Here is a 15,265-nt window from a genome sequence, read left to right on the forward strand (position 1 = left end):
GTCGTCTCGTGGAGGCTACGCGCTTTTTGTGCGGGATGGCGCGGCGTCGCGTTCTTCGTGCCGACAGGATCGCTATGCCGCGCTGCAACATATATTTGCCGAATGTGACATTTGGAGAGATTTGCTCAGACACACTATCTGTAGAATATTGCGCAAACATCACAAAAATTGCCTCAAGGCATATAATCACACTCCACCAAGGGAAATCATGAAAAACCTGATCATCGCGGCTGCCGCACTCGCACTGACCGGCTGCGCCTCCATTACCGGCAACAAGGCCCAGCCGCTGACCGTTACGACCACGTTCGAGAACAAGGAAATCGCCGGCGTCAGCTGCACGCTGTCGAACGACGCCGGCAACTGGACCGTCACGACACCCGGCACCGCCACCGTCAACAAGAGCACGGCCGCACTGGTGATCAACTGCAAGCAGGACACGCTGATCGGCAACTCGAGCCTGGAATCGTCCGCCAATGTGAACGTCTGGGGCAACATCATCGTGGGCGGCGTGATCGGTTATGTGGTCGACCGCCAGACCGGCGCCGGTTTCGACTACCCGAACACGGTGGCAGTGGCGCTGCGTCCGATCGGCACCCCGGCAGCTCCGGTGGCACCAGCCGCCGCGCCGGCGGCACGCACTACCGCGACCGAGACGGCGCCGCAGGCCGCTGTGCCGGGCCGCGCCGTCGCCGGCGCGCCGCTCTGATGTACGCGGCAGCGGCGCCCTTGCGCGATCGCTGACAGCCAAGGCCGGGTCCAGACCCGGCCTTTTTTTCACCCGCCGCCTCCCTCATTATTTGTCGAATGTGACATTTGGCGAGAATATGGCGGCAACTGTTGCGTAAAATCGCGGATCCACTTCCATTCGACCTGCGTCCGGCGCGAACGTTCGAACCTTCGCCAGCGGAATCGCGGGCATTTTATTGTCAAACTATCATGATCCTCTTCCGCTCCCTCCTCTGCGCGGTGTTCAGCCTGTTGCTGGCCGCTTCCCCGGTCCAGGCCGGCGACACGACGCCGCAACAACTGCTGGCCTCGCTGAAATTCCAGGAAGGGAAAATCGCCCTGCCCGGCGGCATCGCCACGCTGGACCTGCCGGCCGGTTTCCGCTATCTGCCGCCGGCCGACGCGGGCCGCCTGCTGTCGGAAGGCTGGGGCAATCCGCCCGGCATCGAGACGCTGGGCATGATCGTGCCCACGGCCGTCAATCCGCTGACGCGCGAAGGCTGGGGCGTGGTCGTCACCTATGAGAAGGAAGGCCACGTCAAGGACGACGATGCGGACAACATCAAGTACGACGAACTGCTGAAGTCGATGCAGGAATCGATGCAGGAAGCCAACGAGGACCGCAAGAAACAGGGCTACCAGGCGATGACGCTGGTAGGCTGGGCCGAGGCGCCGCATTACGACAAGGCCAGCCACAAGCTCTACTGGGCCAAGGAACTGCACTCGGAAGGCGACAAGGAAAACGGCCTGAACTACAACATCCGCGTGCTGGGCCGCGAAGGCGTCCTGGTACTCAATGCGGTGGCGAGCATGGATCAGATCGGCCAGATCCGCAAGGAGATGAAGACCGTGACGGCGTTCTCCGATTTCACGCCGGGCAACCGCTATGCCGACTTCGACGAGAAGACCGACAAGGTGGCGGAATACGGCCTGGCGGCCCTGATCGCCGGCGGCGCCGCGGCCAAGCTGGGCCTGTTCGGCAAGCTGTTCGCCGTGCTGTTGGCCTTCAAGAAGCTGATCATCGTGGGCCTCGGCGCGCTCGGTGTCGGCATCGCCAAGCTGCTCGGCCGCAAGCGCAAAGTGGACCTGTCCAAGTCCTGACGATGGCCAAGCTGCTCCTGTGGCTGTTCGCGGCCGGCAAGATGGGCAAGCTGCTGACGACGGGCGGCACGATGCTGTTGTCGCTGGTCGTCTACAGCTGGGTGTTCGGCTGGCGCTATGCCGCCGGCTTTGTGCTGCTGCTGTTCGTGCACGAGATGGGGCACTACGTGGCCGCGCGCAACCGCGGCCTGAAGGTGGGCACGCCCGCGTTCATCCCCTTCGTCGGCGCCTGGGTCGCGCTGGAGGACTTGCCGCATGACGTGGAAACGGAAGCCTATATCGGCATCGCCGGCCCGCTGGCCGGCACGCTGGCGGCGATGGCCTGCTATTTCGCCGCGCGCGACAACGACAGCCAGCTGCTGCTGGCGCTGGCCTACTCCGGCTGCATGCTGAACCTGATCAACCTGATCCCCTTGATGCCGCTGGACGGCGGCCGCATCACGGCCATCGTCTCCCCCAAGGTATGGCTGCTGGGCGTGCCGCTGCTGGCGGCGCTGTTCTTCTACCGGCCCAGCCCGATGCTGATCCTGGTCGGCCTGCTGGCGATCCCGCAGCTGAAGGCGGCCTGGCGCGGCGACCCGGGCCCGACGCCGGCCTACTATGACGTCAAGCTGGAAACCCGCGTCAACTACGGCGTGCTGTACTTGGGCCTGGTCGCCTTCCTGGCCGTGATGAGCTACAGCATTCACGACATGATCCGCACATGATGACACGACGTACCGGCCTGCCGAAGTACCTCACGGCCCTGGCGCTGGCCCTGGCCCTGGTGGCCTGCGGCGCACCCGCCACGCCGCCCAGCGGGCCATACGCCCGCTTCCTGAAGGGTGACGAAAGCGTGCGCAAGGTGTCGCAGGAAGGCCCGTTCACCCTGCTCGACATCGACTACAGCACATGCTGCGGCTATCTGTTCGGCGCGCAGCTGGACTACCAGCGCATCCTGTACCGCGACAAGGTGCTGGTCAAGAAGGTGGAACGGGTCGAGCCGTTGCGCGGCTTTGGCCGGCCGGCGCTGGTCTGGCCGGTGCCGCTGGGCGACGGCAAGCTGCAGGTGCTGTCCGAGCATGGCGGCAAGGCGGCGTTCGATACCGTCGATCTCGGGCTGTACAGCCATGACGGCGAGGACGGCTACTACCATGGCTACCCGATCGCGCCGGGCGTGCGCTACTTCCCCAGCAATGGCGGCGTGCTGCTGTCCGGCTTTCCGCTGCGCGTACAGAAGCTGCCCGCGGGCCTCGACTGCTGCACCGGTCATATCGGCCAGTTGGCCGGCACGGCGCCGGACGGCAGCGCCTACGCCTACGCGGATTCGCGCAAGGAACCGGGCGCCATCCTGGTCGTCGATGCTGACGGTACCAAGCGCGAACCGGTGCCGCTGCCGGTGACGCCGACGACTGCTTCGGCGCATGACCTGAGCCCGCATACACCGCTGCTGCGCTGGTTCCAATCCTCGTTCGCCTGGACGAAGAACGCACAGGGCAAGTGGAACGCGGCGCCCGTCACGGCCGCGCCGCAGGGCAAGGGCGTGGCGGCGGAGGACGTGTTCCTCGACGTGCCGGCGGGCTACCGCCGCTGCTTCGCCACCGATAACGCCAGCTGCGAACCGGGCTGGCGCCTGCTGCAGGCAGGCGAGCTGCCTACCCTGTTCAAGGACGGCTACGTGCCGCCCTACAGCTACGCGCCACCGCAGGGCATGCGTGCGTTCGGCGCGCCGGTCACGGCGCTGATCGCCAGCCGGATCGGCTACGGCGGCACCGGCTATTACCTCTACGTCGACGCCAGCGCGGAGCAGGTCGTCGCCACGTTCACGCGGCGGCTGCGCGAACGCAAGCTGCCGTTCGTACGGGTGGACGAATGTCCCCGCACCGAATACGGCAATCCCGACTGCGCGGCGCAACTGGGCGAGCGGCTGGGCTGGCGCCACAAGCTGGACTACTCGCTGGAGGGAGCGCTGCGCTGGCGTCCCGAAACCGGCGCGATGTTCGTGCTGCCGACCATCGCCGTCGCCATCGTGGCCGAGGAAGGCGGCGGAACGCGCGTCAGTACCCTGGCGCGCTACCCGGCGCCGCCGCCGATGCGCGACAACTGATCTATTTGCGCCGCGCCGGCTGCGCCGCCTGCGCGGCCGTGTAGATCGCCTTGGCGTCGGCGTGGGCCTGGTCGACGTTGCGCAGCTTCTCGTCGTCGTCGTGGCGCACGAAGAAGTCCGCGTCCTGCGCCCGCATCACCAGCGTGATCGCCTGCTTCTCTGTCACGTTGTATTTCTCGAAGATCAGCGTGGTGACTTCGTCCAGGTATTCTTCGTAGGTCATGGCGGTTTGCGCTCGCGGTAGGGATCGAACCGGGCATTCTAGCGCAGTGCGCAGGGATGGCGGCTCTTGCGGTATGCTTGGCGTCGCCATTCACCGCATAAGGAAACCCATGTCCCGCTTCATGCAGCCCGCGGCAGCCGCCGTCCTTCTGTCCGCCTGCGCGATGGCCGCGGCGGCACCCGCCGATGCCGGCCTTCCCAAGCGCCAGGCCGGGATCGACGCCATCGTGCGCGAGATCTCGCCGCAACGCATCCACGGCTACATCGAAAAGCTGGTCGGCTTCGGCACCCGCCACACGATGTCGGAAACCGAATCGGAAACGCGCGGCATCGGCGCCGCGCGGCGCTGGATCAAGGCGGAACTGGAGCGCTGCGGCGCCGGCAAGCTGCAGGTGACGTTCGACAGCCACCTGCATCCGGTCGCGCCGCGCCTGTCGAAGCCGACCGAGATCGTCAACGTCGTGGCCACCCTGCCCGGCAGCCAGGCACAATCGAAGGACCGGGTCTACGTGGTGTCCGGCCACTACGATTCGCGCGTGACGGACGTGATGGACTACACCAGCGACGCGCCGGGCGCCAACGACGACGCCTCCGGCACGGCCGCCGTGATGGAAATGGCCTGCGTGATGGCCAAGCGCCAGTTCGACGCAACCCTGGTCTTCATGGCCGTGGCGGCGGAAGAGCAAGGGCTGTTCGGCGCCGGCCACTGGGCCGAGCAGGCACGCAAGAACAACGTCGACGTCGCCGGCATGTTCACCAACGACATCATCGGCAGCTCGGTCAACGAGGACGGCAAGCGCGACAACAAGCAGGTGCGCCTGTTCGCCGAAGGCATCCCGGCCCTGAAGGAAGTGCCGGACGCGCTGCGCACCTTGATCCAGACCGGCGGCGAGAACGATTCGCCGTCGCGCCAGCTGGCGCGCCACGTCAAGGAGACGGGCGAGCGCTACGTGAAGAACTTCAAGGTCACGGTGATCCAGCGGCGCGACCGCTACCTGCGCGGTGGCGACCATATCCCGTTCCTGGAACAGGGCTACGCGGCGCTGCGCTTCACCGAGCCGGCCGAGGATTTCCGCCACCAGCACCAGGACCTGCGCAAGGAAGGCGGCACGGAGTACGGCGACCTGCTCAAGTTCGTCGACACCGACTACACGGCGCAGGTGGCGCGCGTCAATGCCGCCGCCCTGGCGTCGCTGGCGCTGGCCCCGGCCGCACCGCGCGACGTCAAGGTGCTGACGGCAAAGCTGGACAACAAGACCGACCTGGCCTGGGCCGCCAATGCGGAGCCGGACCTGGCCGGCTACCGCGTGGTGTGGCGCGAGACCACGGCGGCCAATTGGCAGGGCGCCAAGTTCGTCGGCAACGTCACGTCGTTCCGCAGCGAGCTGTCGAAGGATAATGTGTTCTTCGGCGTGCAGGCCGTGGACAAGGACGGCAACGTCAGCCCGGCCACTTATCCCTTGCCGCAGCGTTGAAAGAAACCCGCAGGTGACAGGCACCGATCCGCGGGCCTTGCGGCCCGCGGATCGGTGCCTGTCACCATGGGTCTCGCCTGCGTTCCCTTCAGCGCAGCGCCACCTCCACGGCCGCCAGCCCGACCTTCGGGTCAAGCAGGCCGTGGTAGATGTCCGGAATCTCGCGCTCGATGCCCAGCAGCGCGTAAGTCGCCAGCATCGCGCAGCGCACCGAATACTCCACCGTAAACACCACATCTTCCTCCATCTCGACGAACTGGCCCAGGAAGGCGAAGTTCTCCGTGCCGCGCGGCAGCACGGCCGGACGGTCGCCGGGCGCGCGGCAGGCGAACAGCGCGGAGGCATACGGCAGCATCACGGTGGTGACGTCGGTCGTTTCCAGCACGTGCTCCAGGATGTCGTCGCAGCCCAGCTGGCGCACCAGCTCCGTCAGGATTTCGCGGCCCGTCGCTGCGCTCATCGGCTTCTTCACGTAGTCGCCGTCGTTGTCGATCTCGAAGCCATACCCCCACAGCGTGGTCCAGCCCTGCGGCAGGTCGGGGAAGTGCGGCTGGTGCGGCACGACGATCGACAGGTGCCAGCCCGATTCGAACCACGTCATCAGCGCGCCGGTGCCGGGGGCGTTGCCGGTGTAGGCCTCGATACGGCGCAGCAGCACGTCGTCGCGCATCGTCAAGGTGAACGACTCCCACTTGTGCTCGTCGACGTTGCCGTAGAACGCGGCGGGCCGGCCGAAGTCGGGCGCCTTGCGCGCGATGTTCTGCCACAGCGACCAGCCGTGATCGCGCCGGTCGCGGATCAGTTCCGGCACGCTGTCGTTGCCGCCATAAGTGGAATCGGATGTGATCGATCCCAGCGTGAAGAATGCCAGGTCGCCGGCGCCCAGCTCGATCGCGCCGCTGCCCGCCGCCGTCTCGATGGCCAGGCGCGTGGCGCGCCGCATGCCGTTCACGTCGGTGGCGAAGTCGGCATCGACCACGCGGGTGCCGAAGCGTACGTCCACACCCTGCGCCGTCAACCAGCGCTGCAGCGGCACCACCAGCGAGTCGTACTGGTTGTACACAGTGCGCTTGACGCCGGCCAGCGTGTGAATACGGGGGAACTCCTGCACGAAGCGCAGGAAGTAGCGGCGCAGTTCCACCGCGCTGTGCCACTTCTGGAACGCGAACGTGGTGCGCCACATGCGCCAGAAATTCGTCTGGAAGAAATGCTCGTCGAAGAACTCGTCGATGCGGCGGCTGCCGATCAGCGCTTCCGGCAGCGCCAGCAGGCGCAGCATCTGGGCCCGGTTGGCGATCGAAAAGCCCAGCTGCGCGGCGTCCACGACCTGGTGGGCGCGGTCGATCAGCCGCGCCTGCGCATGCGTGCGCACTTCCTCGTTGAAGCGGCGGCATTCCTCGCGCACCGAGATCGATGCATCGCCGCGCGCCGGGATCGTGGCGAACAGGTCCCACAGGCACAGATAGGTTTCGTCGGTCAGCATGCGGCCGCCGCGCGTGACCCAGGCGTGCTGCTTCGGTTGCAGCGGCGCGGCCGCGCCATCGAGCGAGCCGCCGGGCAGCGCGGTCTCTTCGAGGATGTGGATGTTCTTAGCGGGCACCTTGCCGTCGCGGATCGCGAACGCCGCCACGGACATGCCGGCGATACCGCCGCCGACGATCCACAGTTGCACGCTGGCGGGGTCGATGTTCTTGTTCAGGAGTGGCGCTTTCATGCTGGACCTCTTTCGTTCGGTGGACTGCCTGGCTTGGCCAGGGACAGGTCGATGCTACCGATCGTGTCGTTGGGTCAACATTGATCCAGATCAAAACGCCTGGGGTAAAACTAGAGGGGGTGCTCGGGTGAGCAGACGAGACCCCTGGTGACAGGCACCTATCTGCGGGTCTCCGACCCGCAGATAGGTGCCTGTCACCACCGGGTTTATTACTCCAGCGGCACGGTCAGCGCCTGCCGGATCGCCACGCAGCGGCGGTCCTCGTCGTGCTGGGCCAGCAGCGTGCGGCGGGCGCCGGCCGACAAGGTCGTGTACTTTGCCGCGGCATCGGCCAGCCGCTGCACGCTGTGCGGCGTGCAGGCCGCCGGAATCAGGCTGGCCGCATAGGCACGCATGAAGACAGGGCCGGTGCTCTTGTCCAGCTCCGGCAGTTGGGCCAGGCGGCGCTCGGCCGTCTGTTCGGCCAGTTCCGCCTGCGACGCCGGGTACAGGTTTTCCATCGCGGTGCGGATGCGCCCGAACGGCAGCTTGGTGCGCGGATCGCCGATCTGGCCCAGCCACTCGGTCTTGACCTGCGGGTCCGGCCGCACCACGCTGGCCGCCAGCGCGGCGGCGGCCCCGGTGTCCGACTTGTCGCGCTGCTGCTCCGCCGCCAGCAGCGCGGTGCTGCCCGGGGCGTCGCGTTCGACCAGCTTGCGCACGATCGTCCAGCGCACGTCCTGGCTGACCGTCACGCCCTGCGGCACGCCGCGGCCGGCCAGGAGGCCGGCCAGGCGGGCCAGCGCTTCCGGGCTGCCGGCCAGGTCGATGTAGGCCGTCAGCCAGCGGCGCTTGAAATTGGCGTCGGTGCCGCTGCGCACGCCCTGCCACGCCATGTCCTCCAGCGCCTGCGTGGTCTTGCGCGTGTAGGCCGCCCGCGGCGCCATGCGCTGCAGGTAGGCGTGCCCGCCACGCACCTTGTCCAGCACATTGCCCAGCAGGGCGTAATCCGTCTCGCGCGGCGCGTTGTTCAGCGCCGTCTGCAGGAATTCGTTCAGGGGGAGCGCACCGTCGCGCACGCCCTCCCACATGCTTTGCCACAGCATCGCGCGCAGCAGGGGGTCGGCGACCTTGCTGACATTGCCGCGCGCCGTGGCGAACGAGCGCTCGTCCAGCTTGACCTTGACGAAGCCCCAGTCCTGGTAGTTCGGGTAGACCAGGTCCGGGCATGGCGCGCCGTGCAGCGCCGGCACGTCCGTAAGCGCGCCCTGGTACGTCACCGGCACGTTGCGCTCCAGCTTGACCGCCTTGCCCTTCGCATCGAACAGCGCCACCTGCACGCGCTGCTCGCGCAGCACCGGATAGGCCTGCGGCGCCGTTTGGCGCAGCGCGAACGCCTCGACCTTGCCGGCCTTGCAGCTGTACTCGGCCGCGATGGTGTTCACGCCCGGCTGGTACAGCCACTGCTGCGTCCAGGGTCCCAGGTCGCGCCCGGCCGCTTCGCCCAGGCTGCCGATGAAGTCCACCAGCCGCGCATTGCGGAACTGGTACTTGACGAGGTAATTGTGCACGCCCTTGCGGAACGTCTCCTCGCCCAGCAGGTGGCGCAACTGCTTCAGGGTCGAGGCGCCCTTGGCGTAGGTAATCGCATCGATATTGTCGAAGGCGTTGGCGGTCGTCGGCACCGGCACCTCGATCGGGTGCGTGCCGGGCGAATCGTCCTGGCGATAGGCGCCCGCCTTGGCATTCGAATAAAAATACTGCCAGGCGTTCTTGAACTCGGTCGCTTCGGCGGTGCCCAGGGTGCCCATGAAGGAGGCGAAGCTCTCGTTCAGCCACAGGCCGTTCCACCACTGCATCGTCACCAGATCGCCGAACCACTGGTGCGCCATCTCGTGCATGATGACGCTGGCCAGCGCGTGGCGCTGGTCGGTCGTCATCTTGTCCTTGTGCAGGAAGCGTGCTTCGGCGAACGTGATCGCCCCGGCGTTTTCCATCGCGCCGTACAGGAAGTCCGGCACCAGCAGCTGGTCGTATTTGTCGAACTGGTACGGGATGCCGAAATACTCGTCGAAGAACGCCAGCCCCTGCTTCGTGTAGGTGAACCATGGGGCCGGGTCGATCTGCGCCGCCACCGACTGGCGCGCGAACAGGCGCATCGGGTACTTGGCGCTGCCGTCTTCCCAGATCTTGTACGGCCCGGCGTGCAGCGAGAAGTTATAGGCCGACAGCTTCTTCGTGACCGGGAAGGTCCAGCGCTTGCCGCCGTCGGCGTCGCGCACCGACGATTCGCGCGTGGTCGAGACCACGACCCAGTCGGCCGGCGCCGTCACGTTCACCTGGTAGGTCGCCTTCAGGTCGGGCTGGTCGAACAGCGCGAACATCTGGTGCGCCGCGGCCGGCTCGAAATGCGAGTAGGTGTAGACGCGGCCATCGACCGGGTCGACCATGCGGTGCAAACCTTCGCCATTGGTGCTGTGGGCCCGCTCGTAGCTGACGACGACCTCGTTGCGGCCCGCCTTCAGGTCGGCGGCGGCCAGGGTGATGAACCAGTTGTTGTATTGCGGCGCGACGGTCTTGCCGTTCACGGTCAGCGCCTTGATCGTGGCCTTGTCCAGGTCCACCGTCAGCGCCTCGGCGGCGTCCTTCAGGTCGAAGCGCAAGGTGGTGGTGGCGGCGAAGGTTTCCTTGCCCGTCAGCGTGAAGTCGAGCACGTACTCCACGTTCGACACGCGCGCGGCGCGCGCCTCGGCGTCGGCCTGCGCCAGCCAGGCGTTGTCCGGGCGCGTGGCTGCCTGCGCGGGCAGCGCGCCCGCCACCAGGGCGGTACCGAATGCGAGGGCAACAGCTTGCGAGATCAGCGATTTCATCGTTATCCTTTTGGGTGGCTTGCCCTCAGTCGGCCCCGAGTGAGCGGCGCGGGGATGATACCATCGGAGCCACCGAATAAATCGTTGAAAAGCCCCTGTCCAACTATGCAGATATCCTTTGAAACCGCCGACCAGCCGGACGTCCACGCCCTCATCGCCGAACTGGACGACTACTTGTATTCGCTCTACCCCGCCGAGAACGTGTATGCGCTGGACGTGGCCTCGCTGACGCAGCCGAACGTGCTGTTCGCCGTCGCCCGCGCCAACGACGGCGCCGCGCTTGGCTGCGCCGCGGTCGTCGTCACGCCCGCCTACGGCGAAGTCAAGCGCATGTACGTGCGTCCGGCGGCGCGCGGCCAGGGCGCGGCGCGCCGGCTGCTGGAAACCCTGGAGGCGCGCGCCCGCGCCGAGGGCTGCACTTCACTGATGCTGGAAACCGGCCCCACGATGCCGGAAGCGCTGGCCCTGTACGAACGCCTCGGCTACAAGCACCGCGGGCCGTTCGGCGATTATCCGGACGATCCGCTGTCCGTCTTCATGGCCAAGGCGCTGGCATGAGCGACAGCCTGCACGACCTGCGCGCGCGCACCCGCGCCTTCGCGGCCGAGCGCGACTGGCAGCAGTTCCATACGCCGAAGAACCTGGCGATGGCCTTGTCGGTGGAGGTGGCGGAACTGGCCGAGCATTTCCAGTGGCTGGCCACGGGCGCGCCCGCCGAACTGGACGAGCGCAAGCGCGAGGGCGTGCGCCAGGAGCTGGCGGACGTGCTGCTGTACCTGGTGCAGCTGGCCGACCGGCTGGACGTCGACCTGCACGCGGCGGCGCTGGAGAAGCTGGCGCTCAACGCGGCCAAGTACCCCGCGGCGCAGGTGCGCGGCGATGCGCGCAAATACGACGAATACTGATTACAAGCCGAGCGCCTTGCGGATCTCCCGCCCGACGATCGCCCAGGCCGGCGACGTCGCCGCCACCTCGTCGTAATGGCTGGCGCCGGGCAGCACGATGACTTCGGCCGCGTCACCGGCGGCGCGGGCGCGGGCAGCATAGGCGGTGCCGGTGGACGGCGGCGAGACGATGTCGTGCTCGCCGTGGATCAGCACCGTGCGGATCGCGGCCGGCAGCATCTCGGCCGGCGACGTGTCCGCGAACACGTCCGGCCGCGCGGCCGTCGGCTTGCCCGCCAGCTGCGCCGTGTCGCGCTCGCAGCTGCTCTTGATCAGCGCCGCCTGATTGCGCAGGTCGGCCAGGCCGCCCAGGCTGATCACCGTCGGCAGCGCCAGCGGGTCGCGCGCATGCGCCGGGCTCCATGATGGCAGCCGGTGGCGCGACGCGGCCCATTGGGCCAGGTGGCCGCCGGCGGAATGGCCGACGGCCACGATGCGCGCCAGGTCGAGCCGTTGCGCCGGCGCCTCCTGCTTCAGGCGGTCGATGGCGGTGGCGATGTCCTGGTAGGTGCCGGGATAGCCGCCGCCCGTTTCGTCATGACGGCGATACTCCACGTTCCACACCGCGATGCCCTGCGCCTTTAGCGCGCCGGCCATGTTGCGCATCTGCGTGATGCCGCCGAATTCCACCGTCCAGCAGCCACCGTGGATCAACACCACGACCGGGAATGGCCCGTTGCCGGCAGGCCGGAACAGCTCGACGAACTGCGAGGGCGCCGGGCCATAGGCGATGTGCGCGTCGGGCTGCGGCCCGGTCAGGGCCAGGTAGTCCTGCAGCGACATCGGCGCTGACACGGCGGCGCTGGTCAGCAACGTGCCGGCGGCGGCCAGCAGGGAATGGCGGATCGGCTTGCGCATGGCTTCCTCGGCAGTGAAAAAGGGCAGAGCGCAGCATACCGCGCCCTGCCCCGCATGGGAATAGCCGTGCCGAGCGCGAACCGTCGCTTCAGAACTTGAAGCTGGCCCGCGCGTAGTAATAGCCGCCGTTGATGCCGAATGGCGAGAACGACGGATAGATCGTGACGGCGGCGTTGTTCAGGTCGGCCCGGTACGTGGCCAGCAGGTCGGCGTTGACCTGGTCGGGGTACTGGTTGAACAGGTTGTTGGCGCCGGCCGAGACGGTCCAGTGGTTGTTCACCTTGTAGCTCAGCTCCAGGTCGGTGATGGCCGTTGTCTTGATCTCGTTCTTGAAATACGTGCCGCCGTCCGGCGACTCGTGGTTGTAGGACTTGCCGTAGATCGCTTCGCGCAGGTTGACGGTCCACGGCCCCAGCTTCCACAACGCGCCCAGGTTGACGCGGGTGCGCGGCGAGGCCGTTTCCAGGTTCGAGATCGCCGTCCTGTCCAGCAGGCTTTGCGGCGCCAGCTGGGTCGGCGCCTGGTTGATCTTCGTGACGCGCACCTGGTTGTAGTTGGCCGCCAGCGACCAGTCGACCCGACCCAGGTCGCCGTAATTGCTGTTGACGGTGGCGACCAGCTCCACGCCGCGCGAGCGGGTGTTGACGGCGTTCGAGAAGATGTTGATGCCGGTCTCGCTGACGGTGGGATCGAGCACGTTGCCGTTGGCGAGGATCGCCGCCACGACGGCTGGCGAGTTGACGGCACCGCCGGAGCCGTACAGCGCGCCGCTGCCGACGATGCGGTCGCGGATCTTGATCTGGTAGGCGTCCAGGGTCAGCGAAACGTTGCTGGCCGGGTTCAGCACCAGCCCCGCCGACAGGTTGGTGGACGCTTCCGGCTTCAGGCCGTCGATGCCGACCAGGCGCGCGCCGGCGGAGTTCGGCGCCAGCTGCACGAACGCGCTGGTGGGCGAGACGTTGGTGGCCGAGTAGTACTGCTCCGCCAGCGTCGGCGCCCGGAAGCCGTTGCTGTAGGTGCCGCGCACGGCGAACGTCGGCGTCACGTCGTAGCGGCTGGTCAGCTTGCCCACCTTGGCGTTGCCGAAATCGCTGAAGTGCTCGTAGCGCGCGGCCAGGTCGACCGTCAAGCCGGACAGCGGGAAGCTGATGAAGTTGGCGTAGACGGCCTTGTTGTTGCGGCTGTACTTGCCGGCGTCCGTCAGCGAGAAGCCGGGATAGGACTGCGAACCTTCCTTGTAACGCGAAGCCGGGTCGCCGGCGACGATTTCGTAGCGGTCGACGCGGTGCTCCAGGCCCAGCGCGAAGGTGGACGGCTTGTCCCAGCCCATCCGCACTTCGCGGCTGACGTCGAAGTTGTTGGTCCACTGGCTGGCGATGAACTCGCCGGCGGCGAACGAGGTCGGCGTGGCGCCGGTGTCGTTGTACAGCGAGACGTTGGCGCTGTCCTCGACGCCGATCTTGGCCTCGTCGCGGCCGTAGGTGGTCGACAGCTCCCAGTGCCAGGCACCGCCGATCTTGCCGCGCGCCCCGGCGGTGACGGCGTAATCGGTTTCCTTCATCGTTTCCTTCGGATCGAAACCGAGCGGGTAGACGGCCGGCAGCCGGCTGGGCATGCGGTAGTTCTCATGGGCGCGGGCGTGCTTGCGGCCGGCGGTGGCGAAGGCGTACAGCGCGGTGTCGTCGTCGATGTCGTAGCCGGCGTTCAGCGCCAGCGTGTGCAGGTGATACTGTGCGTCGCCGGAGATCTTGTTCAGGTATGGGTAGCCGGGCGCCTGCAGCAAGGGCTGGCTGGCCAGGTTGGCCGGATCGAGTACGCGCGGGTCGATGCCGCCTCGGTCGCTGTAGCCGTGGTAGCGCGATTCGGCGGTCAGGCTGATGAAGGCGTTGGTCATTGGTGCGAAGCCGATGTTGGCGGTGCCGTCGCCGGTGTTGCCGCCACCGTCGCCATAGCGGCCGCCGTTGACGTTGCCGGACAGGCCCTGGTTGTTCGACTTCAGGATGATGTTGACGACACCGGCGATCGCATCGGTGCCGTACTGCGCGGCGGCGCCGTCCTGCAGCACTTCGATATGGTCGATCGCGGCGACCGGGATGTAATTCAGGTCGGCCGCCGCGCCACCCTGGTACGGCCCGCCCAGCACGGCCAGGTTGGCCGTGCCGTGCCGGCGCTTGCCGTTGACGAGCACCAGCGTGTTGTTGGGCGACAGCCCGCGCAGCCGGGCCGACAGCGTCAGGTTGGCGGTGTCGCCGCCGAACGCCTGCGCCGTGAACGACGGGATGTTCTGCGCGATGGCCTGGATCAGGTCCGGCTGGCCGGTGCGCTGCAGCGATGCGGCATCCAGGACCTGGATCGGCGAGGCGCTGTTTTCCGCTTTCAGCCCGCTGGCGCGGGTGCCGGTCACGATGACGGCGCCCACCGTGGCGGGCGCGCCGGCGGCGCCGACCACCTCCGTCTGCGGGTCGGCGGCGGGTTCGGCCAGGGCGAGCCCGGTGTGCAGCAGCATCGCGGTGGCGCTGGAGGTGAGGATGGCCTTGTGCATTGCGTGGTCCTTTATTCTTGTTGACGGAGTGGAAACGGGTGCAGGGACAGCGTTACTTCCTGGCGGCGACCACCTCGATCTCCACCAGCCAGCCGGGCGAATTCAGGCCGGCCACCTGCATCACGGCGCGCGCCGGCAGGTTGGGCTGCGGCCCGGGCTGGGCGCCGGCGCCGAAGAACTGGGTATAGGCCTCCATGAAGCCCTTGATGTCGGCGCGGCCGCCCTTGGCGGGGTCGCCCACCAGGAACACCTGCATCTTGACGACGTCCCCCATTGCCAGGTTCATCGATTTCAGGATCTCGTCGATTTTCTTGAGCACGCCCATCGTCTGCGTCCGGGTGTCGCCATAGGCGGCCAGCGAGTCGGGATGGGCCGCCTTGTCGACCACCGGCGGCACCTGCCCGCTGATGAAGTGGATCGTCGCGTTGGGCGGCAGCGTGACCGCCTGCGCGATGGGAAAGTCGGAACCCGGGATCTTGTGGCGCACGATGTCCTGGGCCTGGGTGCCGGCGCTTGCCAGCAGCAGCGTCATGGCGATGGCGGTGTTTTTCATGATTCCCTTTCAGTGTTTGTTGGACAATTGGCGTGCGGCGAACTGCGTCGCCTTCAGCTCGGCGCGCAGCGTGGCCACCTGCTGCTCGGTCAGCGCACCGGCGCCGTTGCCCCAGCTCGAGCGCACATACGTGAGCACGGCGGCGATATCGGCATCGGACAGGCTGGCGGAAAAATCGGGCATGCCGCCGCGCCC

Annotated in this window: 14 protein-coding genes; 7 read left to right on the forward strand and 7 right to left on the reverse strand. The window is 67.3% G+C overall.

Annotation, left to right across the window (positions count from 1 at the left end):
- The first annotated feature begins 208 nt into the window (after positions 1-208).
- From E7V67_023395 to E7V67_023410, 4 genes are all read left to right on the forward strand, one after another.
- Complete coding sequence (locus E7V67_023395; GenBank protein WUR12605.1) at positions 209-706, forward strand: hypothetical protein; 498 nt, start codon at positions 209-211, stop codon at positions 704-706.
- A gap of 230 nt (positions 707-936) precedes the next feature.
- Complete coding sequence (locus E7V67_023400; protein WUR12606.1) at positions 937-1,827, forward strand: DUF2167 domain-containing protein; 891 nt, start codon at positions 937-939, stop codon at positions 1,825-1,827.
- Between the two features lie 2 nt (positions 1,828-1,829).
- Positions 1,830-2,534 (forward strand): site-2 protease family protein, encoded by a 705-nt coding sequence (locus E7V67_023405; GenBank protein ID WUR12607.1) that lies wholly within the window; start codon positions 1,830-1,832, stop codon positions 2,532-2,534.
- Positions 2,531-3,913, forward strand: coding sequence for a hypothetical protein (locus E7V67_023410; GenBank protein ID WUR12608.1), 1,383 nt, complete (start codon positions 2,531-2,533; stop codon positions 3,911-3,913). The genes E7V67_023405 and E7V67_023410 overlap by 4 nt, the downstream gene beginning before the upstream one ends.
- A 1-nt stretch (position 3,914) precedes the next feature.
- Here E7V67_023410 and E7V67_023415 read toward each other — a convergent pair whose 3' ends face one another.
- Positions 3,915-4,136 (reverse strand): hypothetical protein, encoded by a 222-nt coding sequence (locus E7V67_023415; GenBank protein ID WUR12609.1) that lies wholly within the window; start codon positions 4,134-4,136, stop codon positions 3,915-3,917.
- Positions 4,137-4,245: 109 nt separating this feature from the next.
- Here E7V67_023415 and E7V67_023420 point away from each other — a divergent pair, with 109 nt between their 5' ends.
- Complete coding sequence (locus E7V67_023420; GenBank protein WUR12610.1) at positions 4,246-5,610, forward strand: M28 family peptidase; 1,365 nt, start codon at positions 4,246-4,248, stop codon at positions 5,608-5,610.
- A gap of 88 nt (positions 5,611-5,698) precedes the next feature.
- On the opposite strand, the gene E7V67_023425 is transcribed toward E7V67_023420, so the two are convergent.
- Complete coding sequence (locus E7V67_023425) at positions 5,699-7,324, reverse strand: oleate hydratase (protein ID WUR12611.1); 1,626 nt, start codon at positions 7,322-7,324, stop codon at positions 5,699-5,701.
- Between the two features lie 209 nt (positions 7,325-7,533).
- Positions 7,534-10,173, reverse strand: coding sequence for an aminopeptidase N (gene pepN, locus E7V67_023430; protein ID WUR12612.1), 2,640 nt, complete (start codon positions 10,171-10,173; stop codon positions 7,534-7,536).
- A 105-nt stretch (positions 10,174-10,278) separates the two neighbouring features.
- Here pepN and E7V67_023435 point away from each other — a divergent pair, with 105 nt between their 5' ends.
- Both E7V67_023435 and E7V67_023440 read left to right on the forward strand, forming a co-directional pair.
- A complete protein-coding gene (locus E7V67_023435) occupies positions 10,279-10,731 on the forward strand; it encodes a GNAT family N-acetyltransferase (protein ID WUR12613.1) in 453 nt (150 codons plus the stop codon).
- Positions 10,728-11,078: a nucleotide pyrophosphohydrolase gene (locus E7V67_023440; protein WUR12614.1), complete on the forward strand. Its 351-nt coding sequence runs from the start codon at positions 10,728-10,730 to the stop codon at positions 11,076-11,078. The genes E7V67_023435 and E7V67_023440 overlap by 4 nt, the downstream gene beginning before the upstream one ends.
- On the opposite strand, the gene E7V67_023445 is transcribed toward E7V67_023440, so the two are convergent.
- The 4 genes from E7V67_023445 to E7V67_023460 form a co-directional block, all read right to left on the reverse strand.
- On the reverse strand, positions 11,079-11,975 hold the full coding sequence (locus E7V67_023445) for an alpha/beta hydrolase (GenBank protein ID WUR12615.1): 897 nt from the start codon (positions 11,973-11,975) through the stop codon (positions 11,079-11,081).
- A gap of 88 nt (positions 11,976-12,063) precedes the next feature.
- A complete protein-coding gene (locus tag E7V67_023450) occupies positions 12,064-14,517 on the reverse strand; it encodes a TonB-dependent receptor (protein ID WUR12616.1) in 2,454 nt (817 codons plus the stop codon).
- Positions 14,518-14,569: 52 nt separating this feature from the next.
- Positions 14,570-15,070 carry a RidA family protein gene (locus E7V67_023455; protein WUR12617.1) on the reverse strand — a complete coding sequence of 167 codons (501 nt, stop codon included), beginning with the start codon at positions 15,068-15,070 and terminating at the stop codon, positions 14,570-14,572.
- A gap of 9 nt (positions 15,071-15,079) precedes the next feature.
- A complete protein-coding gene (locus E7V67_023460) occupies positions 15,080-15,253 on the reverse strand; it encodes a cytochrome c (protein WUR12618.1) in 174 nt (57 codons plus the stop codon).
- Positions 15,254-15,265: the final 12 nt, after the last annotated feature.

This window comes from [Empedobacter] haloabium, from assembly GCA_008011715.2.
In the GTDB taxonomy this organism is placed as follows: domain Bacteria; phylum Pseudomonadota; class Gammaproteobacteria; order Burkholderiales; family Burkholderiaceae_D; genus Rugamonas; species Rugamonas haloabia.